The 24,219-nt window shown below is 38.0% G+C and carries 14 protein-coding genes and 1 riboswitch; of the genes, 7 read left to right on the top strand and 7 right to left on the bottom strand.

From position 1 onward, the window contains the following. Window positions 1–97: 97 nt before the first annotated feature. Window positions 98–290, bottom strand: a riboswitch (cobalamin riboswitch). A 107-nt stretch (window positions 291–397) separates the two neighbouring features. Further along, the gene (locus F3059_RS04210; RefSeq protein ID WP_151166809.1) at window positions 398–2,335 is read right to left on the bottom strand and encodes a T9SS type A sorting domain-containing protein; all 1,938 of its coding nucleotides are present in this window, start codon (window positions 2,333–2,335) and stop codon (window positions 398–400) included. A 275-nt stretch (window positions 2,336–2,610) separates the two neighbouring features. Between F3059_RS04210 and F3059_RS04205 the strand changes: the two genes are divergently transcribed. The 4 genes from F3059_RS04205 (at window position 2,611) to F3059_RS04190 (ending at window position 12,303) form a co-directional block, all read left to right on the top strand. Continuing rightward, entirely contained in the window at window positions 2,611–5,088 is a 2,478-nt protein-coding gene (locus F3059_RS04205) for a T9SS type B sorting domain-containing protein (RefSeq protein ID WP_170265033.1), read from the top strand. A gap of 150 nt (window positions 5,089–5,238) precedes the next feature. Further along, window positions 5,239–8,352, top strand: coding sequence for a T9SS type A sorting domain-containing protein (locus F3059_RS04200; RefSeq protein WP_151166805.1), 3,114 nt, complete (start codon window positions 5,239–5,241; stop codon window positions 8,350–8,352). Window positions 8,353–8,439: 87 nt separating this feature from the next. Further along, window positions 8,440–10,458 carry a gliding motility-associated C-terminal domain-containing protein gene (locus F3059_RS04195; RefSeq protein ID WP_151166803.1) on the top strand — a complete coding sequence of 673 codons (2,019 nt, stop codon included), beginning with the start codon at window positions 8,440–8,442 and terminating at the stop codon, window positions 10,456–10,458. 105 nt (window positions 10,459–10,563) lie between these two features. Beyond that, on the top strand, window positions 10,564–12,303 hold the full coding sequence (locus F3059_RS04190; RefSeq protein WP_170265031.1) for a helix-turn-helix transcriptional regulator: 1,740 nt from the start codon (window positions 10,564–10,566) through the stop codon (window positions 12,301–12,303). A 442-nt stretch (window positions 12,304–12,745) separates the two neighbouring features. Here F3059_RS04190 and F3059_RS04185 read toward each other — a convergent pair whose 3' ends face one another. After that, window positions 12,746–13,051: a phosphoribosylpyrophosphate synthetase gene (locus tag F3059_RS04185; RefSeq protein ID WP_151166800.1), complete on the bottom strand. Its 306-nt coding sequence runs from the start codon at window positions 13,049–13,051 to the stop codon at window positions 12,746–12,748. Between the two features lie 230 nt (window positions 13,052–13,281). Here F3059_RS04185 and F3059_RS04180 point away from each other — a divergent pair, with 230 nt between their 5' ends. Continuing rightward, window positions 13,282–15,042 carry a T9SS type A sorting domain-containing protein gene (locus tag F3059_RS04180; RefSeq protein WP_151166798.1) on the top strand — a complete coding sequence of 587 codons (1,761 nt, stop codon included), beginning with the start codon at window positions 13,282–13,284 and terminating at the stop codon, window positions 15,040–15,042. A gap of 223 nt (window positions 15,043–15,265) precedes the next feature. Here the strand turns inward: F3059_RS04180 and F3059_RS04175 are convergent, their stop codons facing one another. The 4 genes from F3059_RS04175 to F3059_RS04160 all read right to left on the bottom strand — a co-directional run bounded on the left by F3059_RS04175 (window position 15,266) and on the right by F3059_RS04160 (window position 19,759). Beyond that, the gene (locus F3059_RS04175) at window positions 15,266–15,712 is read right to left on the bottom strand and encodes a hypothetical protein (protein WP_151166796.1); all 447 of its coding nucleotides are present in this window, start codon (window positions 15,710–15,712) and stop codon (window positions 15,266–15,268) included. Between the two features lie 232 nt (window positions 15,713–15,944). Then, window positions 15,945–16,526, bottom strand: coding sequence for a hypothetical protein (locus F3059_RS04170; protein WP_151166794.1), 582 nt, complete (start codon window positions 16,524–16,526; stop codon window positions 15,945–15,947). A 313-nt stretch (window positions 16,527–16,839) separates the two neighbouring features. Next, on the bottom strand, window positions 16,840–17,412 hold the full coding sequence (locus tag F3059_RS04165) for a hypothetical protein (RefSeq protein WP_151166793.1): 573 nt from the start codon (window positions 17,410–17,412) through the stop codon (window positions 16,840–16,842). Window positions 17,413–17,701: 289 nt separating this feature from the next. Further along, entirely contained in the window at window positions 17,702–19,759 is a 2,058-nt protein-coding gene (locus tag F3059_RS04160; protein WP_151166792.1) for a M13 family metallopeptidase, read from the bottom strand. Between the two features lie 133 nt (window positions 19,760–19,892). On the opposite strand from F3059_RS04160, the gene F3059_RS04155 reads away from it, so the two are divergent. Both F3059_RS04155 and F3059_RS04150 read left to right on the top strand, forming a co-directional pair. After that, complete coding sequence (locus F3059_RS04155; RefSeq protein WP_151166790.1) at window positions 19,893–20,411, top strand: tetratricopeptide repeat protein; 519 nt, start codon at window positions 19,893–19,895, stop codon at window positions 20,409–20,411. An 8-nt stretch (window positions 20,412–20,419) separates the two neighbouring features. Continuing rightward, entirely contained in the window at window positions 20,420–21,574 is a 1,155-nt protein-coding gene (locus tag F3059_RS04150; RefSeq protein WP_151166788.1) for a THUMP domain-containing class I SAM-dependent RNA methyltransferase, read from the top strand. Here F3059_RS04150 and F3059_RS04145 read toward each other — a convergent pair. Further along, on the bottom strand, window positions 21,571–24,099 hold the full coding sequence (locus F3059_RS04145; RefSeq protein ID WP_170265029.1) for an ATP-binding protein: 2,529 nt from the start codon (window positions 24,097–24,099) through the stop codon (window positions 21,571–21,573). The genes F3059_RS04150 and F3059_RS04145 overlap by 4 nt on opposite strands. Between the last annotated feature and the right edge of the window lie 120 nt (window positions 24,100–24,219).

The following is a 24,219-nucleotide window of genomic DNA, read 5'->3' as shown; positions in this document are numbered from 1 at the left end:
AATTAGCTCTTAGGGATACAGAAAGGATTCATCACACAAACTGATTGCGCGCCATCAACTTGCTCGTCATGAAAACCTCGCTTTTATCCCGAAAGCAGATTTCTATGTTGACATGGCAGGTCTTCTGACTCGCTTCACTTTTACCGCCTTCCCATCTCCTGCTGGAGAAAGTGGCTACAGATAAAAGCTCGATGAAGCTTACAGCTGCGGGAACAGTTTGGGACTCTCACCCAATTCCCTTTTAATTTTCGATCTGTGCAGACCGAAAAACCAAATCGGGGCAAATGTAGAGAATAATTCGAGAGTTGAAATATTGAAAGGATTTCTATAAAAAACAAAAAGGGCCAAAAAGCCCTTTCTGTTTAACTAATCGAGTATGAGAACTCTGAAAAAACTATTAATTCTTAATAATTCTCTTCGTGTGATTGGATTGCGGGCCTTTAATTTTCATGAGATATATTCCCGAATCAAAGCCTTCTAACGAATAATTTTTCTTTGCTATTGAAGTCACTGAAAATCTGTCCTCTAATACTTTAGCACCTGTTGTTGAGAATATTTCTATTACATATTCGCCATTTTTAACAGTTGACACTTCAACATTGAAAATGTCATTTGTTGGATTGGGATAAACAACAACGTCATCTACGTTATTTGGAATGCTTCCTACTCCACCTACCGGATAATCTACAGAAAAGAAGTACGTGTAGAAATTACCGAAATCTGTTGGTAGTGGTTCAATGAAAACCGAATCCTGATCGGGAAGACCGAGATTTGTCAGTTGTAGATAACCTGATCCCTGGTTCTGATTAGCCCACCATTGGAGTCCGTCACCAGCAGCATCAGAAACGTGTAATTTATAGCATCCACCATCTAAGTTCAATGTGTCAAAATACTCAGTATTGCTCGATAAGTTGTTGTAGTCAAGGATTGTATCGCCTGTACTGATTCTGACGAGCGACATCCTGGTATCCTGTCCGTTATTATTTGTTTTCAACTTTGTTACAAATGTTGATGGCATCACATTTACATCCTCAAAATATGAATGGTTGCTGTTATTCGTACTGTTTTCATCAGTTTGACCATTAACCTGTGTAATCTCAGCAGTGAAAATATTTTGATTGCCTTTACTGTAAATGTATTCATCCTTGATTGGCAGCTCGATATCAACTGATTCATAAGGGTTTAAAGTTCCAGACCAGTCGAACTCCATCATACCACCCGGAGAATAATTGTACTCGATTTTCATCGAGTTAATATCTGTACTTCCCTGATTTTTCACTCGAATCATCGCATTACCGCATGAAGGGTTGTAGCGGCTCGCTCTGTCATAAGTTGAAGGCGTTAGAATCATATCGAGATCAGCATCTACTTCATAAGCTGATGGTCCATATTGAAATAATTGCGCTTCAATCCAGTAATGAGGGTCAAAACTCGATCCACTCGTGTAAGTGTAATTTTCCCAATCCACATCGAGAGCAACTGTGTTGCCGCTGAGGAATGGTTTGAGTTCATGATCAAATATTTGTGCCTGACTACCCGGACACCAACCAGCCCTATTGTAGACCCACGTTCCTGTTTGACCGTAATAAGGTTCTGATCCGCAGTCGTCTTTCCAAACGAGGTTCGTAAACTGAGGCTGATTGTTTACTTCTAAAGTGAATTCTTTAGCACAAAACTCTGCGCAGTTTTCAGGGTTTCCGCCATCATTCCCAAAACCATGACCAGTAGCAACGAGTCTGAATTTAGCGCTCTCAGTGTTGTTGTCGAGGTTCATCGTCTTTTTGTTGAGATGGTTTTCGATTGGATCTGAAGAGATACCGTACTTGAATCCTCCAGCTCCTGACCTGTACACTTTATCTACACTCAAGACCTCTCTTGGTGGAGTTCCTTCAATAAACTCAAACCAAATTGTTACGGTGAAGCCATCCTGAAAGCCACCATAATAAGCATTTACAATTTGCTGACCGTTTAAAAGTGGAGCATAATCAGTTACATCAATGATGTATTCATGCTTCCAGCTACTGTCTCTATTTCCGGCATAAGGAGTGATAATACGGGCAATTTCGTACTTGTCCATGTTATTTCCGTCTGGTTGCCAAATTTCAATGTTCGTTTTGTAGTCCCACTCGCTGCAGCCTCCTGATGGACATCCCATCACATAATGCATCCTTATCTTTTGAAAATCCCCTGATGATGGAAACTGAACGGTATCCTGATACTGACCATTCCAGCTCCAGTGAGTTTCATTGTGTGAATTTACGCGAAGTGTATCGCCCGGTGCTGCGTAGATATTAACCGAAACCAGTAGAAGTGATAAAATTTTGACTATCTTCATATATTTAAAACATTATTTTAAAAGCCTGTGACTATATAATCCAACTATTGCTTTTGTTTTCATTAACAAAAATGTTAAAAGTTTTTGTGTTTTTGACCATACAGCAGCCAATTGTCTCTTTTTTGTCTCTTCAATAACCCACTATAACTCATTGTAGTTAGATACTTTAGTAAATAAGTCAAAACAGGATATTGTTTTGATGTAAAATGAAAAATTTGACAGTTAAAAGTAAAATAGTGAGTGTTTTTTCTGCCAGCGCTTTGTCTCTAATGGCAATGATCGTACTGACGGGGATTCAACCAGTTTTAGGGCAATGCAATGTTCAGTTTGATCTCGGTAATGATACTGTGTTAGATTGTGGTTCCAGTTTTACCATAAGTGCTCCTGTAGGTTTAGATAGCTATACATGGAATACTAATGCAACAACTTCTTCTATTACTGTTTCTAATGCAGGTTCATACACTTGTACAGCTTCACAACAAGTCTCTAATCAGGTAGTCAATGGTGATTTTTCTGCAGGTAATACCGGATTTAACAGTGATTATATTTATGGAACAGGAGGTCCGTTTGGATTGTTGTCAAATGAAGGTGAATACGCCATAACGCAGAACAGTAACCTCGTTCACAATAACTTTCCCAGTTGTTACGACCATACCTCAGGTAATGCTTCAGGATCGATGATGGTAGTAAATGGTTCTGACACAGCCGGACAAAAGATATGGGAACAGACGATTACAGTGCAGCCCAACACCACATATGATTTCAGCACCTGGGCAATGTCTGTTACAGCTTCAAATCCGGCTATTCTATCGTTTTCAATCAACGGAACCCAAATAGGAACAAATTTTTCATTGAGCACCACTACATGTAACTGGCAACAATTTTCCACTCAGTGGACTTCAGGTGCCAGCACAACTGCGACTATTGCGATAGTCAACCAAAACACGAATCCGAGTGGAAATGATTTTGCCATTGACGATATTTCATTTTCCAACTACTGCCTCTACTCTGATACTATCAATGTATCAATAGCTCCCACTCCAACACTTAACATCTTTGGACCGGATACAGTTTGTGAAGGAGATAGTGTTTTGATAACCGCTACTTCAAGTGTGCCGGGATCAACTATTAACTGGCAAACCGGAAACTTGACCGGTGATACATTAATTCTCTACCCAACTGGTGATACAACATTATCGGCAACAGCAACATCTCCGGCTAATTGTACTTCACAACTTCAACAGCATCAAATAGAGTTTATTTCAAACTTGAGCGTAGGTATCACAACATCTGCTGATACTATTTGTCTTTCCAATTCTGTACAGCTATCGGCTCAGGCAACCGGAGGTGATGGAAACTATAACTATCAATGGAATCCGGGCGGAGCTGGTCCTGTTATTACTCAGAACCCAAACACCTCTCAGGAATATGAAGTCATTGTGACTGACGGTAGCGGCTGCTCAGTGACTAGCGATACAGTCAACATTATTGTCCGCGATCCAATTGATCTGAATATTCATTATGGAGATACAATATGTCCAGGAGACACAGCTCGTTTTAAAGCTTATGCTTCAGGTGGAGACGGTCAATATCAATACAACTGGGAAAACAACTGGGGAAATGGTTCTCAAGGTGAAGCCCCTCTCCTGGCTTCAGATTATGTCCAGATAACGGTTACCGATGGCTGTGGAACACCTTCCGTTACCGATTCTGTTTTTGTTCAGGTTGGCGGCTATCCACAACTTCAAGTAGAAGTATCTGAAAATGATACGGTTTGCAGTGGTGAATCTGCCGTTTTAAGTGCCCAGGCAAGAGGCGGAGATGAAAAGTTTTCTTACCGATGGGATAATAACCTCGGTCAGGGAAAAGTACACGCAGTAGCCCCTTTGATCACAACAGATTACACGGTAACAGTTGAAGATCAATGTTTAACACCGTCAAATACTGCTACTATTACAATTATGGTTGAAAATCGAAGAGATTTTGATCTGGTTGTCGACAAGAAAAGAGACTGTCAACCCGGAATCTTTGATTTCTCGTTCGACTCGATTATTTCTAATCTCAACTATGCTATTGATTTTGGCAAAGGATATAAAGAATTTCACGAGGGTTCACTTTCGCATTCTTTTGATGCCACAGGATGTCATGATATAAAAGCAATGGTCAGAACCGAAAATGGTTGTGTGACTACAAAACGCTATCCGTGTATGGTAGAAGTTCTGAAAAAGCCTCTTGCTGATTTTTCATTTAGCCCCCTCACTCCAACCACGCTGGATAAACAAATCAGCTTTATCAATGAAACCAGTTACGGCAACCAGTTCAAATGGTATCTAGATGATACTTTGTATTCGGAAGAATATAAGTTTTTAAGACTTTTCAATGATTCGGGTTCCTTTGATATAAAGCTTATTGCTAAAACAGATGAGGGCTGTACCGATTCAATTTCAAAAGAAATCTTTATAAAATACAAGAATACGATTTGGTTCCCGACTGCCTTCACTCCCAACGGTGACGGCCTGAATGATGTTTTCAAGCCCAGCGGAAGTATTATTGATGCAAAAGACTATTCACTTGCCATATACAATCGATGGGGCAACCTGATGTGGGAAACCAATAACCCTCAAATAGGCTGGAATGGAATTGGTCCTGATGGTAAGCCTGCTTTAAATGATAGTTACGTTTATGATGTTGCTTATCGCTTAAAAGGTGAAAAAGTCATCCATAAAAGAGGTAAATGTGTATTGGTAAGATAATCGCTAATACAGATTAACATGAGTTTACCCTTCTGTTAACCTCTAAATCCCTCATTTTCCCAATTGTCTCGTTTTTGTCTCGCTTCTGGACTGTCTTTCAGAGGGCATCTTGCGTTTATTTGTCTGTAGCAACAATTTAAAAATCAAATTATGAAAAGAAAACCAAGACACCCAAACACAAAAAGGATATTGGGCTTAAGTAAGCTCTTATTCCTGATGGGCATTTTTCAGATAGGCTCTTTAGCTGTAAATGCTCAGAACCCGATAACGATCGGAACCGGAACAATGACAACATCGAATGTTCCTATTACCGGAAATGGAAATTACACCTCATATTCTCAACATATTTACCATGCTTCAGACATAACTTCAGGTGGTGGACAAGCTGGTCAATTAACAAAGATAGCCTTCAAGTTTATCTCTGGTGATATTTCAACATGTAATGATTGGACTATATATGTGGGTCATACAACAAAAACCAACTTTACATCTACAAATGACTGGGTTACCATCAACAACCTTACTCAAACGTTCAGTGGAACATTAAGTCAGCCTGGAAATAATACCTGGCAGGAAATTGAATTTGACACTCCTTTTCAATGGAATGGAACTGACAATATTGTAATTGCTATTGATCAAAATAATGGAGCTTACACTTCATCATGGACAAACCCTCCAAAGTGGGAGTTTACAGGTGGAGGAAATAATAGATCTATTTATTTTGGAGCTGGCTGGAGTGATCCAAATACAGACCCTGCTTCACCTCCAACTGCTGATGCTACTCATGACTTTCCAAACATTCAAATGACCATTTTAACTGCTTGTACAGGAACTCCTACAGCCGGAACAATTACTGGTTCTGATTCTGTTTGTGTAGGCAATAAAACAACTTTAGGACTTCAAAATAGTAGTCTTAGCTCTAATTTCAATTTAAGCCTGATGTGGGAAATGAATGATGGTTCTGGTTGGACACAATTCGATACTACAGAAACAATTGAAACAGATGACATAACTGTAGATACAGAGTTTAGATGTATCATGACATGTGATAACAGTGGATTAACAGATACAGCAGATTTCTTTATTAACGCTGTTCCTTTACCAGATGCTTCAGTATCTCCTTCATCTTATGCTTTATGTTCAGGGAGTTCCGTTCCTCTCAATGCCAGTGTATCTTCTGGAGCTGCAAGTTTTGACTGGTCTCCATCAAACGGTTTAAGTGGTACAAGCGGACCGTCTGTAACAGCTACACCAACTTCAAGTACCACGTATTCAATAACAGCTACTGACTCAACTACTGGTTGTGTAAGTGTTGTAACTTCTAAAGTGTCTCCTATTACTGATTTGAGAGTCAGCACTGGAGTTACTCCGGCACAAATTTGTAGCGCAAACAACCCAATTACTATTGATGTTACTGATGCTCCTTCAGGGCTTTCTGGTTCAGGATCATGGGAATATCAGTGGTATGACACAGCAGGTACTGTCCTTCAATCATGGAGTCCTATATCGAATTACAGTTTTACTCCTTCAGTAAATGGCCGCTATAATTTCAAAGTACAACTGAGAAGTACAGCATGTCCTAATGATACAATGGTAAACCTTTCATCAGCAAATGTCACTGTTGGCGCAGGTGCTATGATCGACACTACTGATATTGATTGTTACAATCCACTTGGTGCATTTGACTTATTTGATATTTATGGTCAGGCCGGGGTTGATACAGTTTTCACGATAGATTTTGCCAATGATAATAGCGGTCTAACCACTATGTATGGAGATGCAACAATTGAAAATAACAAATTAGCTTTAACTCCATCAGTAACCGGTATTAGTGGTGGTGCATTTATTGAAAATCCAGCGGGAACTGAAGTTAGTAAAGGTTTTGTTCTTGCTTTTGATATGACAGTTGATCAACCCATAGATAATTACGGTACAGGTGGTGCCGATGGTATGGCTTATTCTTTTGGTGATGACGTAGCACAATCTAGTAGCCCTAATGGCACCGGTAGTAAATTAAGAATAAGCTTTGATGCTGCTGATAATTCATCTACAAATGGCAATGTTAAAGGTATTTACTTAGCTTACGGTTGGAGTTCAACAAATGCTTTTGGTCCGAACACTAATGAGGTTTTAGCCTACTCTTCCAACACATCTCTTTGGAAAGGAAAGGCTGAAATACCGACAAAAATTGAAGTCAATGCTCAGGGACAGGTGACTCTTGAAGTTGATGGAACTGTAGTTTTCGATAATATTCAGCTTCCAGCCTCTTACATAGATGCTGACAAATCTGACTGGACACACTCTTTCAATGCTGCTACCGGTGGTGATGCTGAGCGTCATGCTATCAGTGATCTGTCCATGATTTCGAGCAAACTGGTTTACGGAATTACTGATGCTTCATCGACTAACCCTCCGGCCAACTGGCAGGAATCAACTCACTTCAGTGATCTGAATGTAGGTGAATACAATATCTGGATAGCAAATCCTGATAATCACTCTTGTGCTTCAAACCTGGGAACTTTTGGGATAAGAAACTTATTCCCGATAGTAGATCTCGGAAATGATACAACAATTTGCCCGGGAGAGTCGCTTACACTCAATGCCGGAAATCCGGATGCTACATATTTGTGGAGTCCTTCTAACAGTACTTCACAGTCTATTACAGTTAGTGATGAAGGAACTTATTTTGTTTCAGTAACAGATACAGCTGGTTGTACATCAATGACCTCAATTGAAATCAGCCACGCAACGGCTCCATCAGGTGATAATATATTCACTTCAGGCGCAGGTTATGACTACTCTTTCTTTGTGGTTAATCCAACAGAAGTTGGAACATACGACTGGTACTATGGTGATGGAGACAGCACTTTGAATGGTGGTTCTTCAATCAATCATACTTACCAGGATACAGGGTCTTATGATGTTACTGTAATTCTTGGTGATAAATATGGCTGTGGATCAACTGATACGATCACAAAGTCAATATTTATTGAAAGACCTGCAGGAATTTTTGGTAAAGGAGAATCTCAGGTTTCTGTATACCCTAACCCTGTTAAAGAAAACCTCAATTTACGTTTTCCTTCTAACAACAATATTCAGAGAATTACAATTACCAGCGTAAATGGTCAGGAAGTTTACAATAAGCCGGTTGTTGGCAGTGGACAAATGACTATTAATGTTAGTGAATTCAACTCTGGAGTTTATTTCCTCAGTCTGTTTACTGAAAACGGATCTGACCAACGCAAAATAATAATTACACCCTAAGTAAATTGCGTGAACACCAATAACAGTAGGCTTTTATAGCCTGCTGTTATTTTAATCCTGCTCAAATAACCCTTTAAATGTTGTGTCATGATTAATAAATTCTCAAGTATTCAGTTAAGTGTTTTACAATACATTATTCTATCTACTATTTGCTGTATAATCAATTTAAAAGTTGATGCTCAATGTAATGTAAACTTTGATCTTGGAAATGATACTACATTGGATTGTGGAGCAACGCTGACGTTAAATGCTCCCTCAGGATTAGATACTTATGAATGGAATACTAACGCTACCAGTTCCAGCATCAGCATATCGCAAGCAGGAACATATTATTGCGTAGCTACGCAGACTCTATCAAACCTGGTTGTCAATGGTGATTTTTCAGCCGGAAATAACAGTTTTACCAGTGACTATAATTACGGAACTGGCGGTAGTTATGGTCTGTTGAGTAATGAAGGAGAATACGCTGTATCGAGCAACACCTCTTTAGTTCACAATAACTTTCCAAGTTGCTTTGATCACACCCAGGGAAACTCATCAGGTTCTATGTTAATTGTCAACGGGTCTGATACTGCTGGTTTAAAAATATGGGAACAAACGGTTACAGTTCAACCAAATACAAATTATTCTTTCAGTACATGGGGGATGTCAGTTATTGCGAGTAATCCGGCTCAACTATCTTTTTCTATTAACGGAAATCAAATTGGTAACGATTTTAATTTAAGCTCAAATACCTGCAACTGGGAAGAGTTTGCTGTTACCTGGAATTCAGGTACCAGTACATCAGCAACTATAGCAATCGTTAACCAAAACACAGCTCCTACAGGAAATGATTTTGCATTAGATGACATTACTTTTTCTGATGTTTGTTACTACACAGACACAATAAATGTAAGTTATCCCCCCTCTCCCAACCTCACGCTAAACGGCCCGGACTCAATCTGTGAAGGGCAAGACATTCAAATTACCGGGACAGCAGATATACCAGGCTCAACAATAACATGGTACCCCGGAGCTATTACAGGTGATACTTTAGATCTCAGTCCCACCTCCAACACGACTGTTTCTGCAATAGCCACTTCACCTGCAAATTGTAACTCCTCAGTTAAACAATCGCAAATAACAGTACTTCCTCAATTAGTTATTGAAGCATTTGGAGATGATACTATTTGTAATGGTGACACTGCATCAATTGGATTCACATCAAACTCAAATAATATAAACTTTCATTGGGAACCAGGAGGCTCAACTGATCAGAACCTGGATGTTTCTCCATCTTCAACGACTACATACTCTATTTTAGCCTCAAATGCTCTAGGTTGTTCTGATACAGACAGTGTCGCAATTACGGTCAATCCAATTCCAAATGTTGAGCTTGAGCCAGTAAGCAAAATCTGCTATGGCGACTCCGTTTCCGTTACAGCTACTTCAGATGTAGCAAATCCAACTTATCACTGGACAGGCTTGTTGATTGACACAAATAAGATAACATTAAAACCAACTTATGATACTACAGTAAGTGTTACTGTAGAAAAAAACAATTGTTGGTCAGAACCGGATTCAACCAGTATTTCAATTCAGGAAATTCCTGATATAAACAGAGCTTCAGGCGTAACAACATGTCCGGGTGAAGAATTCGTCATAAGTACGAGTTCTAATCTTTCTGATGCAACGATCACCTGGCTCCCATCAATGCTCAATGGAGAACAATACATTTCATCAGTTGATACTACTACAGAGTACAGATATTACGCGAATGTTGGCGATTGTTACTCTGATACATTGAATGTATATGTCAACATAAATGACACTTGTAATTGTGAGTGGAAAGTTCCTAACGTCTTCACCCCTAACGGAGATGGAATGAATGACGAGTTTTATTTTGTCGATCAATCAGGTAGCTGTTCACTTACAGGGTTTAAGCTACAGGTTTTCAACCGTTGGGGAAGATTAGTTTGGGAATCAAATGAAGCTGGTGAGAAATGGGACGGAACAAATAAATCCGGTAAATGTGATAGCGGTACATATTTCTGGAAACTGACATTTAGTAACGGCTTTACATCATCAAGTATAAATGAGTCAGGGAGTGTCACACTTTTAGATTAAAAAATCAATTAATTGATTCAGTGAAATGGTTTTTCTATTTTTACGGTACTATCGAAGAACATCTAAAGCTGATAATTCAGCAAATTAAGCCCCAGAACTGTGAATTTGAAATCATTTTTATTTTGGAAAACTCTACTAATAATATCACTGTTAACAATTGCAAACCGGAATACTTATGCTGGATCTGACCATGACGATGTATTAAATTATTTATCTTCAAAAGAAGCGAGTGCTAAACCTCAGGCATTTGCTCAGCTTTACGACAGTATCATTATTGACCTTCCTTACAATGAGGGGAAAAGTATTTTTAATTCCTTAAAAAAATATAGAGAGGATCCTGATTTATGGTCAATAATCACCAGGAAAGAAACGGAGTTTTATTGTAAGAATAAAGAGTGTGATATAGCCTTAATCAAGCTTGAACGCGTACTTGATTATTTCAATTCAAAAAATTATTTGGAACAGAAATGTGATATCCTGATTTGGTTCGGAGAGCGCTACCTGCACACAGGAAATTATCCTAAGGCATTTGAATACCTTCTGAGAGCTGATAAAGAACTTCAAAAGCTGGGTTATGAAAACTACCGTGAAATAAATGAGTTCCTGGAATCGATTTCTTATGCCTATTATAGATTTCAGGATTACGGTAAATCTGAACATTATTTGACTAAAGCACTTGACTACCCATTTACTTCATTTCGCAATGAAATTAATATCTACAACAATCTCGCTCTTGTTTGTAGAGATCAAAAGAAAGACTGCACAATTGAGTATCTGACTCACGCTTTAAATGTCGCAAAGGAAAATGCTGATACTGCCTGGATTGGTATTTTATCAGGTAACTTAGGAATGGAGTACTACAAAGACTCAAACCTGGTTAAAGCTGATTCTCTAATACAAGTTGATTTTATTTATTCACAGGAAACAGAACAGTACAACAGTGCTGCTAACTCTGGCAACATTCTAGCTCAAATAGAGATAAATAAGAAAAACTACACCAGGGCTCACTATTATCTTCGAAAAGTTGATAGTCTTCCAATTTTCGATGACAGCTATATGGTTATAAGCGACTATTTTAGAGCAAAATCGAATTTATTTCGCAAGGAAAAAAACTTTAAAAAAGCCTTATCTTATCAAGACTCCTTTGTCATATACAGGGACAGTGCGCTACGTGCAAATGATATCACTGTAGCTAAACGAGCTGAACAAAAAATCAATACAGAAAAACACCTCGCTGAACTCAAAGTTTTAGACACTGAATACAAGAAAGACATCTTTGTCAGAAACACTTTGATTATGGTTGCGGTAAGTACGATTTTACTTCTACTCATACTCTACCGGCAATACAAACTCAAGAGGAACAAAGAGAAGGAAGTTCTTTTGCTGAGCCAAAAATACACTGAAGAAGAACTAAGCAACGCCCAACACAGATTGGGTAAATACATACTGAATATCAAGGAGAAAAATGCACTGATCGAAAAATTCAATAACGATCTTGAAACTTTAAAACACGAACAGGGAACAGAGCTAGACTCTAAAAAAGAGGAAATAAAAGAGCAGTTAATCGAATACACGCTTCTGACAAATGAAGACTGGGATGAGTTCAAACACCTATTTGATAAAGTACATAAAGGATATTTAAAACGTTTAAAAAGCAAGTATCCTGAGCTCACGTTTGCAGAAACAAGAGTGTTTGTTCTTTTAAAACTAGATCTATCAGTTTCTGAAATGGCCAGTATGCTAGGTATTTCTCCTAATTCAGTAAGAAAGACAATGCTCCGTATCCGCAAGAAACTGACTATTGAAGATCAAAATGATTTGATTGAGATTGTGCAGGTTATTTGAAAATAATCACCATTCAACTTGAATGTATTTTTGATCATAGCCTTCAAAATGGTTTATATTGTAATACCACTCATCCTCGATTAATAGCTTTTCTACAAAAATTCCATATTGCTCTCCATTCAAATATGAGCCATACTTATAATATGTAGAATCATAATCGAAATGGGGACCATTCAATAATGAATCTTGAATATGTGAAATAATAACTCTGTCAGAATTTGTAAAATCAATTATTATCACACCATACTTTATAAGGCACCTTTGACTTTAATCTATACTTTTCGCCTACTGGTGCTATTTTTTTCATGTAATTAGTATCTCCGTAACTTACATGAAGTGTATCATGGTCAATATCATCATAGTTAATTTGAGAGTGGCAAAAGGTAGACGCAAAAAAGAATAGCAATATTGAATTAATTATTCTCATAATTACTAGTATCTCCTACTGCGCCTTCTTCAACTGCGTAATCAATTCAACATCCTGAGAATGAGCTGCACTGTAAGACATCACCAGTGTTCCTTTAGTTCCGTCATTGGCTTCAATTGCAAAGACCTCTGTTGAGTCTGACGGATTTGATTCGCCTTCAAACCTGCACACCTCTATTATTTTTAAATCACCAGGACTGTAGCTTTTCTTGGAATAAATGGCTCTGATCGATTCATCCTCAGCTTTGAAATCGTCTTTGTAACCTTCTTTCGTCAATGTATCTACCGCATCGCGGAGTGTATCAAAACTTCTATTGGGCATAATTTATCTCGTGTTTTGGTTGTTCTGTTCTTCACGAAAGATACAAAAAGCTGTTCGATTATGGTAGTTTAACGATTTGATCAGGCTTCTGGCTCTGACCAAAAAAATACATGTTCAATTCTATAGCAATTCGTGAATAATACTATTCTGGCTATCAGTACTTCAGCTTTTTTAAAAGTGAAACTTATTTGTAAAATAGAGTATCTTTACTGTCAAATAAAATCAAACAAATGAAAAAACTATTACTATTTTCAATGACCGTTTTACTCTACTTCTCAGCTTTTTCACAGAGTAATATTGACACAATCGCTATTCAGGATTTTGATGGCGGATTACCTACCTGGAATTATACAGGCTCTCTTGCAGGAACACAAAGTGGGTTTGCTTCCTCAGCAACCAGCATTCCCGGCACTCCATTAGGTATTTCCGGCTCTACAGCCTGGCATGTTTCCTCTGTTTCCAGTGGAAACACGGTAACCTTTAACAATACTTCAATTCCAGGTGGCTACGATTCAGTTTTTATCAGTTTTCAGCTGTCTGCAATGAACCTCAATGGTTCAGGTGGTGGACCAGATAATTTGGATTACGTACTTGTTGAATACAGCACAGACGGTGGCACAACGTTCACTTCTAGAATACGAGTTAGAGGTGCTACTTCAAACAACTCTTACTGGCCTTATTCAGCTTCTGGGAGTGCCGTTGTAGATTATCTCCCTGCCACTGAAGTCGTTTTTCAACCAACAAGTAGTGGACTGCAAATGACTCAGGGAATTAGTTTTGTTCAAATTGGTTTCCCCGGTAGTGTTTCACAAATTGCTGCCAGAATAACACCTCGTTCGAGCTCATCATCTGATTCCTGGTTAATCGATAATGTTCTACTCAGCGGTAAGTTACAATGCAACAACACTTCTTCATCTATCACGCCTACAACTTGTGACAGTTATATGGCACCTTCCGGTGCTGTAATTAATAACTCGGGTACACACCTGGATACTATTCCGAATTCGATTGGTTGCGACAGTATTATTACAATTAATCTAACAGTAAACAACAGTGATGCGACTACTGATGTGGTTTCTGCATGTGAAAGTTATACCTGGATTGATGGAAACACCTATTCGAGCAATAATAATACGGCAACGTATACCTATACAAATGCAAGTGGTTGTGACTCTGTAATAACATTAGATTTGACAATTTTAAATTCAACATCTTTCACCGATGTTCAAACAGCTTGTAATAGTTACACCTGGATAGATGGAAATACTTACACTACTTCCAACAATTCGGCCACTGATACCATAGTTAATGCTGCAGGATGCGATTCTATCGTTACTTTAGATTTAACTATTTTAAACTCAACATCTTTCACCGATGTGCAAACAGCTTGTGACAGTTACACCTGGATAGATGGAAATACTTATACTACTTCTAACAATACGGCTACTGACACTCTGGTCAATGCTGCTGGGTGTGATTCAATTATAACATTAGATTTAACCATCAATGCGGTTGATGTCACTTTAAGTACAACAAACTCTACTCTTGAAGCAAATGCAAATCAAACTGTAGCGAGCTATCAATGGATCGATTGCAGCGATAATTCCCTGCTCTCTGATGAGACTTCTCAGTCATTTACTGCAACCTCAAGTAGTGAATACGCTGTGATTGTTGAAAGTACTGATGGGTGTATAGATACTTCAAGTTGCGAAGCCGTTATTGGAACAGGAATCTTCAATACAAACTCTAACTCTTCAATGTATTCGGTTTATCCAAACCCAACTCAGGGAGAAGTTACACTGGAATTTGAAAAAGAACTGCAAAATATTTCTATAACAATCACGAATATTAGCGGACAGGTAATACAACAACAGACGCTGAACAATAGCCGTTTTATCACACTTCAATTAGAAGGCAGTGCCGGATTTTACTTCTGCACGATTTCATCAGATAACAATGAAAGTCAGACCATTCGATTGGTTAAACGATAACTAATTGATTTTTTTACGGTCAGAACCTAACTCCTCTGAAAGTTTTCAGGGGAGTTTTTTATTTGAGGAGAATTAAATTACCCTAGCGATAACATCCATTTTTAAAATTTAAAGAACTCAATTTCAAAGGAAAATTATTTCAGTATTTACGTGGAAGTAGCAAGGCTATCAACATGCATGATACAATACTTATTTTCACCAACACGTTTTCGATAATACTAATTTATTCACTCTTGTGATAAAAGATACAAGTTTCATATTCTTTCACATTAATAAAGTCTTTATAAGCTAGCATTAATTCATCAATAAGAAACAGCGAATCATTATTAATCCTATACAAATAAACATGTCCTCCACTTAAGTGAAGCCCTTTGACAAAAGAATTATACTGGTCTAATGTATCCTTTATTGACCAAATATCTTCTGTATACATATTGCCTAATGAGTCAGTAACTTGTATTCTACCACTTCTACTTATTTCTAATACTTCATATCTATTTAAACCTCCACAATACCCCTTAACTTTTTTAGAAATATTAATCCATTCTCCATAAAGTGAGGTATCCATGATATTAACTCCATACCTATTTTCTTCATCTAAGCTTTTGTTAGAACTCTTGCACGAAAAGGTAAATAGCAGTATTATCAAAATATAAAAACTATTCTTCATCCTTAAAATAGATTTTTTTCCTGATACCACATTCAACTTCCCTAATTAATTCATTGATTTCTATAAAAATATGAAATTAAATGAGTATTATTCAAAAGGACTCCATTCAACCGGATAGTTTATTTAAGTATTAGCGTGGAAGTAGCAATCAAAAATTCAAGAGTAAACATGGCTACCAAAATGTTTGGTACATTACCGATACGTGTATGTTTCCAACATATTTGATGCATTACTAGTCAAAAGGAAAGTTATATTCTTCTTTAGGAACTAGCTTCCAATTATATTCTTCACCTTTCAGTGGAGTCAAATTAATCTGGCGAGCACGTTTCAATCCTTTATGATTCAATTTTGATACCCATTCCTTATATGAAGCAACTATTTCGTTTAAATATTTTTTTTCTATATTAATTCTTCCTATTCCGCCTGTTATCTTAAAATCATTTTTAGCTATATAAATAAACTCAAACTTCTCTTGATTATTTAAAAAAAGTACTTGATGAATATTAAATAATATGAAAAACCTTTTTTGTCGAATAGGCAATCTCGAATAATTTAATGCTTCATCCCTAATAGAGATTTCATCTCGACTTTCAGCATCATATAAATATTGTTCTAAACACTCTGTAGATGAGGAATCAGTACTATATTCTGTTAAAAGGTGATTTATTAAACTTAAAGTATCACAAGACTTATCAATTTTAAGAAAGCTATTTTCAACAAGCATCTTGTCAAATGTTGAAAAACATGAATCATTATAACAGCTTACTCCTATAAACAATAGTATAACATCAGCTACTACAATCAATATTTTCATATATTATTGTTTACTAGTATTATTAACATCTTGTCAGTCTACTTCAGCACCTTCTGAATTTACATTTTCACGTGTTTATCAAATCCTTTAAATGTTTAAATCCCCAGCTGCCCTATGATTGTATCGCGTAGCTTATAATCAATTTAATAAAAGACAGTTATTGAGTTCAAGTCATGTCTGTTTGTAAAAGTATGAATTTTAGTATGTTCAATTCAAAAAGATGGATGAATTATCTTTGTTGATTGTTAAAGCTCGGTTTGTGTAAAAGCAAGGTAATACAGGAATTCCAACATGTTTTAAGACATTATTCACATTACCTCTTTTCTTTTTCGTGAAAGTAATCACCGTATTCTATAAAGTCTTCATAATTTACGTAAGTGATGTTACTATTTGAACTTAAATAGAGAATTGAATAATATAAGTAAAAGGATTCTCCTTCCTTAAAGACCTCGATACAATTAGAACTACTATTATTTAATCTTAATAAACTATCTAATGCCATTTTTTTATTAAACTCTAATTCTCCAAATAATTCTAATTTTTCAATAAAACCCTTATTAAAAGAAACATATGTTCCATTCAATTTAAAAAGATTGAAATCTTTGACTAAGTAACGATAATCTGATAAAACTTTATGGTTTGAGGAAGATAAAATAATTTCTATGTCATTTCCTGATTCAAAGAAACTAATACGAAGTAAATATGGCTTATTGCAAGAAAATTTTTGATTCAAAGAATCTACAAGATGATTATAAATAGAATCTAACCATGTTGAATTATATTCATATATGGATACCATCTGTTTATCTTCATTTTGAGTAAAACTATCTAGCGGAGATAAATAAAAAATTAGAATTGTAATATATAAAAAAAGCTGCTTCATCATTAATTAGTCCATTTTCATCATATTGATCATGAATTCTCAAAATATAAAATATAGGAGTAGCTCTCCGCTGCCGCGCGATTGTATCACGTGACTTTTATAATCAATACGGTCTTACCTAATGCATTTCATAAAAATATGAAATTTAATAGATTTAATTCACAATGAGGTGTATGAATTAACTTCGTTGATCTAGCAAGTTCACTGGTTAGTGAGCTTCAGGCTCTGACCAATAAAAAAGGCCGGCTATCATGAGCCGACCTTCAATTAATTCCACGCTGTAAGTGAGGTTTTACCAAATAACAATCTTTGCGCTATCTGATCTAACAAATGATTCGTGTGAGTTGCAGGCAAATGCCTTTTCAAACTCAACCATGTTACTCAGTGGTCCGTTCACACGGAAACGTGCCGGTGAGTGTGGATCAGTCATTACACGATTGCGGATGTACTCTTTGGTTGAGTTCATTTGCCAAACCTGCGCCCAACCGAGAAATACGCGCTGATCATCAGAGAATCCGTCAATTGGTTTTGGTTCGGGCTGACCTTCAATCGACTTTTTGTAAGCGTGATAAGCGAGTGTAATTCCGCCAAAATCTGCGATGTTCTCTCCTACTGTAAGCTTTCCGTTGATGTTCAAGCCTTCGAGTGGCTCGTAAGAGCTGTACTGCTCAACCACTTTATTCACGAGCGAATCAAAGCGTTGACGATCAGTCTCAGTCCACCAGTCATTGAGATTTCCATCAGCACCGTAGAGGCTTCCTTTATCATCAAAACCGTGTGTGAATTCATGCCCGATCACTCCTCCTATTCCACCGTAGTTGATGGCTGCATCTGCATCAGGATTGAAGAAAGGCGGCTGTAAAATTCCGGCCGGGAAAACGATTTCATTGTTGTACGGATTGTAATATGCGTTGACAACATGAGCTCCCATGTACCATTCGCTCTTATCCACCGGCTTATTGAGTTTGTCGAGGTTCTCGCGTGTTTTGTATTCATTCAGCGTCAACATATTTTGCGCGAATGACTCTCTCGAGATATCGAGATCACTATAATCTTTCCAATTATCAGGGTAACCGATTTTATAAGTAAACGCATCCAGTTTTTCAAGCGCCTTTTCCTTTGTTTCAGGAGTCATCCAACTTAAACCATTAATGCGCTCTCTAAATGCAGCTCGCAAGTCTTCAACCATCCCTTCAACCTGCGCTTTTGAATCTGCAGAGAAATGCTTTTCAACAAAAAGATGCCCCAGTTGCTCATCTAGTCCGCCCATACGGTTCATAACTCTTCTCCAGCGAGGCTTCATTTCTTTTTTACCATTGATCGTGGTACCATAAAAATCAAAACTACGCTGCTCGAGTTCTGATGTCAGATAATTAGCAGATCCGTTCACAACCTTCCAGTGCATCAGCAATTTCCAGTCGGCAAGATCAGTTGCTGTGTACATGCTGTCGAGCGATTTCATGTAACCAGGGTTGTTCACGATAATCGTATCAGTCTCGATTCCAAGCGTATTAAAATACTGCTTCCACCCTATGTTTGGCGTCATTTCCATAAATTCAGAAACAGCCATTTTATTGTAAGTCAATTTCGGATTTCGCTGATCCACACGACTCATTTGATTTTTGGCAATCGATTCCTCAACCGCGTAAATTCGGTTCGCCATTTGTTTTGCTTTTTCACGGTCAGAGCCAGTCATAGCCAACATATCGGCTACGTAGCTTTTGAATTTGGTTCTGATCGATTTTGAAGCCGAGTCATCTTTGATGTAGTAATCTCTATCAGGAAGTGAAAGTCCGCTCTGCGAAGCGTAGAGCACGTTCATGTTCACATTCTTCTTATCCGGACTCACATAAGCCGAAAATGGATTACCAAAACCCAGGAGCTTCATCTCTCCTGCTTTTGTGAAATATTCCTTTTGGTTCTGAATGTTATCAACTGCCTTCAAAAGCGGCTCAATATCTTTGATTCCGCGCTTATCGATTGCAGCAGTATCAATTCCGGTATGAAACAAATCACCCACGAGCTGTTGGTCAGATCCTTTTTTCAAATCAGTTTTATCCGTAAACGTCATGAGGATTTCCTTGAGGCGTTTATTATTGTCCTCAATCAAGATGTTGAAACGTCCCCACCTGCTTTCTGAATCAGGAATAGGATTGTTTTCGATAAATCCGCCTGCTGTATATTGAAAAAAGTCTTCACAGGCATGCACTGAAGTATCCAGTGCCGATGTAGCAAAAGCTTCGTATTCCTTTTCTACAGCTTTTTCTTCTTTTTGCTGATTTGATGCATTGTTACAGGAAGCAAATGTCAAAACACCGGCTCCTGCCAACAGCATAAGTTTTTTGTTCATATTTCTGAAAATTTTGACTCAAATAAAGCTTATTTTATTGAATTGCTCAATCATTTTGTGATGAATGGAGCTTTTTACCCGTAAATACAGCTGAGAATTCTAAATTTGCAGCCCAATTTATAGATAACACAACATGTTTGCATCTTACATATTACGCATCGCGATTACAGCGGTCATCTTAGGATTTTCAGTATATCAGTTCATCGAGGGTGAAATAGGAAACGGAATCTTCTTCGTTCTTTTGAGTGCTCTTGTACTAGCAACCGTTTGGCTCAACGAGTTTATCCTTTTAGCTTTTCTCGCCCTCAGGAAACAGAATTACGCTAAAGCTGAAAAGTGGTTGGGCAAAATCAAAAAGCCTGAAGTGATGATCAAAAGTCAGCAGGCTTATTATTACTACTTGCAGGGCATGATCATGAGCCAAACCGGTAAAATGGGGAAAGCAGATTCAATTCTCAAAAGAGCGTTGTCACTAGGCCTTCGCATGAAACACGATCGCGCGATGGTAAAACTAAACCTGGCCGGTATTGCAGCGAGCAGAAGAAGAAAACGTGAAGCGCTAAACTGGTTGAATCAGGCTAAGAAAGATGACGACAAGAACATGATTGCCGATCAAATTAAGATGCTCAAGCAGCAATTGAACCGTATATAATCTGAGATTTGGAAAAGAAACTATCAATTGTTGTAAAAACTCACCAGGGACTGGAATCAGTTCTGGCTGAGGAAGTAAAAGCCTGTGGCGGTGAGAATATCGAAGTTCTCAACCGTGCTGTGGCCTGTGAAGGAGACCTCGAAACGGTTTACCGCTGTAATTTGGCTTGTAATACGGCTTTGAGAGTTTTGGTTACGATTAGTTCATTTACTATTCAGAACCAAAACGATTTGTACGATGGAGCTTACAAAATTCCGTGGCACCGCTATTTCGATGTTGATAAAACGTTCATCATCGATGGTGTGATCTTTTCAGATTTGATGCGCAACAGCCAGTTCCCTGCTCTCAAGGTGAAAGATGCTATTGCCGATCGGTTCAGAAATGAGTTTGGTAAAAGACCGAGCATCGATAAAGTGAGACCCGATGTTCGCGTTCACTTATTGATTCGCCAGGATAAGGTCGATATTGCGCTAGACAGCAGCGGTGAACCACTCAATCAACGAAACTACCGAACAAGAAGCTTGCGTGCTCCGCTCAACGAAGCATTAGCAGCCGGAATTCTGAAGTTAGCCGGTTATGACGGATCTGTCGATATTTACGATCCGTTTTGCGGAACGGGAACGTTCCTGACTGAAGCGGCACTTATCGCTTCAAACACTGCTCCCAATGTCAATCGCAAAGATTTCTGTTTAAAAAACTGGAAGAACTTTGACCGTGAGTTGTGGTACTCTGTGTTGGAAGATCTTAGAGATAAAGAAAAGGAAATAGAAGCTCGCTTTTACGGCTCTGACCGTGACCAGGAAGCAGTTGACACAACTCGTGAACACTGGATTAAGTTGGGACTTGAACCGGATTTACTGAGGGTTACACGCAATCACTTTGAAGATTGCAGGCCAAAAGGTGAACCAGGTCTTTTTGTGGCAAATCCACCTTACGGAAAGCGAATTGATGAAGATGACGCTGTTGAGTTGCACAAAGCAATTGGCGACTTGTTAAAACAGGAATTCAAAGGATTTAAAGCCGCAGTATTTTCTGGATCGATGAAAGGGCTCAAACACTTTGGATTACGACCATTCAAAAAAGTACCGATGTTCAACGGGTCAATTGAGTGCAAACTCCATCTTTATGAGATGTATGCCGGCTCCAAGAAAAATAAGGCTTAAGTTTTCGTTTTACCGTACCATTTTTTGATTGCTTCAAGCAGACCCTGTGCAAAAAACGGTTTGCTCATGTAATCGTCAAAAGTGTGAATCATAGAGCTTTGTGATTGCGCACTAAAAGTATCGGCAGAAAGAGCTATTATAATGGGGCTTTCATCTTTGAGCTTTTCCCTTATTTTTCGGGTTGCTTCTATTCCATCGATTCCGGGCATCATGATGTCCATGAAAATGAGATCGGGCTGTCGATTGACAGCAATATTGATTGCTTCTTCTCCATCTTTGGCTATAAGTGGTTTATAGCCCATTTTGCGGAGCTGAATATCGAGCATTTCACGGTTGATCTTATTATCGTCAACTATGAGTATATTCAATGGATATGATATTCCCGGATTTGAATCATCTTCAATGCTAGTGAAGTTTTCACTTTCAAGATGTTTGTTTTTTCCTTTTGAAGTGATTTTAAAACTAAAAGTGGTTCCTTCACCTTCTCTACTCTCAACTTTGAGATCGCTTCCCATGAGCTTTACAAGTCCTTTCGTGATTGACAACCCTAAACCAACGCCTCCGTAATTTTTAGAGATAGAAGAATCTGCCTGATGAAAAGACTCAAAAATCCATTTGAGTTTATGTTTTGAAATTCCAATTCCGGTATCTTTTACCTGAAATACAATATCGTACAGATAGCCATTGAGCGTCTTTTCTTTTTTTCCTGGCTTTACTGTCAGTTGAACTTTTCCTTCATGTGTGAACTTAAACGCGTTGTGCAATAGATTCACCAAAACCTGCCTCATTCTGTTTTGATCGATATAAATGAACTGTGGTACATCGTTATCGACAATTAACTCAAACTCAACATTCTCCTTCTTTTCTTTTTTGAGCAACAACTCTATCTCACTTAACAGAGGTTTCAGTTGTACTTCCTCGTAGTGCAGTTTGATTTGTTTAGCCTCAATTTTAGAGAAGTCGAGAATATCATTGAGTAACACTAGCAGGCTGGAGCTGCTGTTTTTCACTACTTTGAGATACTTTTTTTGATCGTTGCTGAGCGGTGTATCAGCTAATAGCTCTGTCATACCGATAACAGATGTCATTGGTGTTCTAATTTCATGGCTTACAGCTGCCACAAAATCTCTTTTAATTTGAAGTGCTTCCTCGGCTTTGGCATTTGCCCTTTTCAGAGCAGAGTTAGATCTGGCTAAAGACCTGTTGGTTTTAGTGAGTTCATCAGCAACTCTTTTTTTCGAGCGCATTTCATAATACAGCGAAACAGCAAAAACGACAGCCACGATGAGCAGAATTGCGGTTATAAGGAAAAACCAAAAGTTGCGCTTTTTGAGTCGCTCATTGAGTCGGTTCACCTTTTCCAGCGATTGAATTTCCTTTTCTTTGATTTGACTATTGTACTGATGCTCTAGTTCTGAAGCTTTTTTGCGAATCTCCAATTCGTTGAGCGAGTCCTGAACCTGAATGAGCTTGCTCAAATAATAATTGGAAGATTGTAAATCGCCCTGTTTCTTTTTCAACAGAGCCATTTCCCTATAGCTTTTAACTAAAAACCTGGAACCTAAATGCTTTTCGGCCTGTTCGATACTCATTTCAAAATAGTGAGAAGCAGAATCTGATTGACCTACCTTTTTGAGCGTCATCGCCTTCAGGTAGTAGAGTTCATCCAAAAGTTTCTCAGAATTCTTTGATATAAAAACATGCTGAGCTTTTGTTAAAACATCTAATGCTTTGCTGTATTCCTTTTCTTGAAGCCATAATTTCCCAAAACTCATATCTATTGATGCCTTTCCTACTGGATCATCGAAGGTTGATCTGGCTTTTTTCGCTTTTGTGAGATAAGAAATTGCATCATCTATTGAGTTGAGCCCCAAATAGCTGAGTCCGAGATTATGATCAATGATGCTCATTTTATAGTCAGATCCATAATTACGACAGGCTCTTTTGGCCAATTGAAGCTGATCGATAGCATCATTGAAGTCTTCAATTTCCATGTAGAGTAAAGCCAGATTGTTATGAGCAACTACTAGCGAGGCCGAGTCCTTGAGCTCGGTTCTAATTCTGATAGAGTGAATGAAATTCGAAAGAGCATCATCTACTTTTCCTTCTAGCTTTTGTACCAAGCCAAGATTGTTGTGGATTTTTGCTAGTAAAAGGCTATCGCCATCATTGCCAAGTGAAAGCAGTGCTCTGTTGTAGTATTCTTCAGAGTTTGAAAAGTTTCCGTGTTGTTTTTCAACTATACCCAAAGCATTGAGACTACGAATGTAGTTGTAGGTATCGCCTTTGAGCTTTGACAGTTCGAGCTCTTTTTTGAGGTAAATAATTGAGCTATCCAACTCTCCCACTCGCTTGAGATGTACTGCTATTTCGTGAAGGGCTTCAATTTGATTCGCAGTATCGCCTTCGAGCTTGCTGAGACGATAATTCTCTAATTTATCATTGAGCTCATTTGAAGTGACCTGACTGAGACCATTCAGAAATTGAAACAGGCCAATTATTGTGATTAAAGCTATGCGAAGCATTTTCATCTTTCAATGGGGGCTGAATGAATGTTACGAAGGTAGCCTATTTATTGTAACCAATAAATTGTCACAATAACTGAAAAATCAAGATGTTTTCAACAATAATGCCGGATCTGACCA

The sequence above is a fragment of the Salibacter halophilus genome, from assembly GCF_008806325.1.
GTDB classification, from domain to species: domain Bacteria; phylum Bacteroidota; class Bacteroidia; order Flavobacteriales_G; family Salibacteraceae; genus Salibacter; species Salibacter halophilus.
Note: the sequence above shows the minus strand (reverse complement) of the source record. Positions and strands in the feature narration are given on the sequence as shown.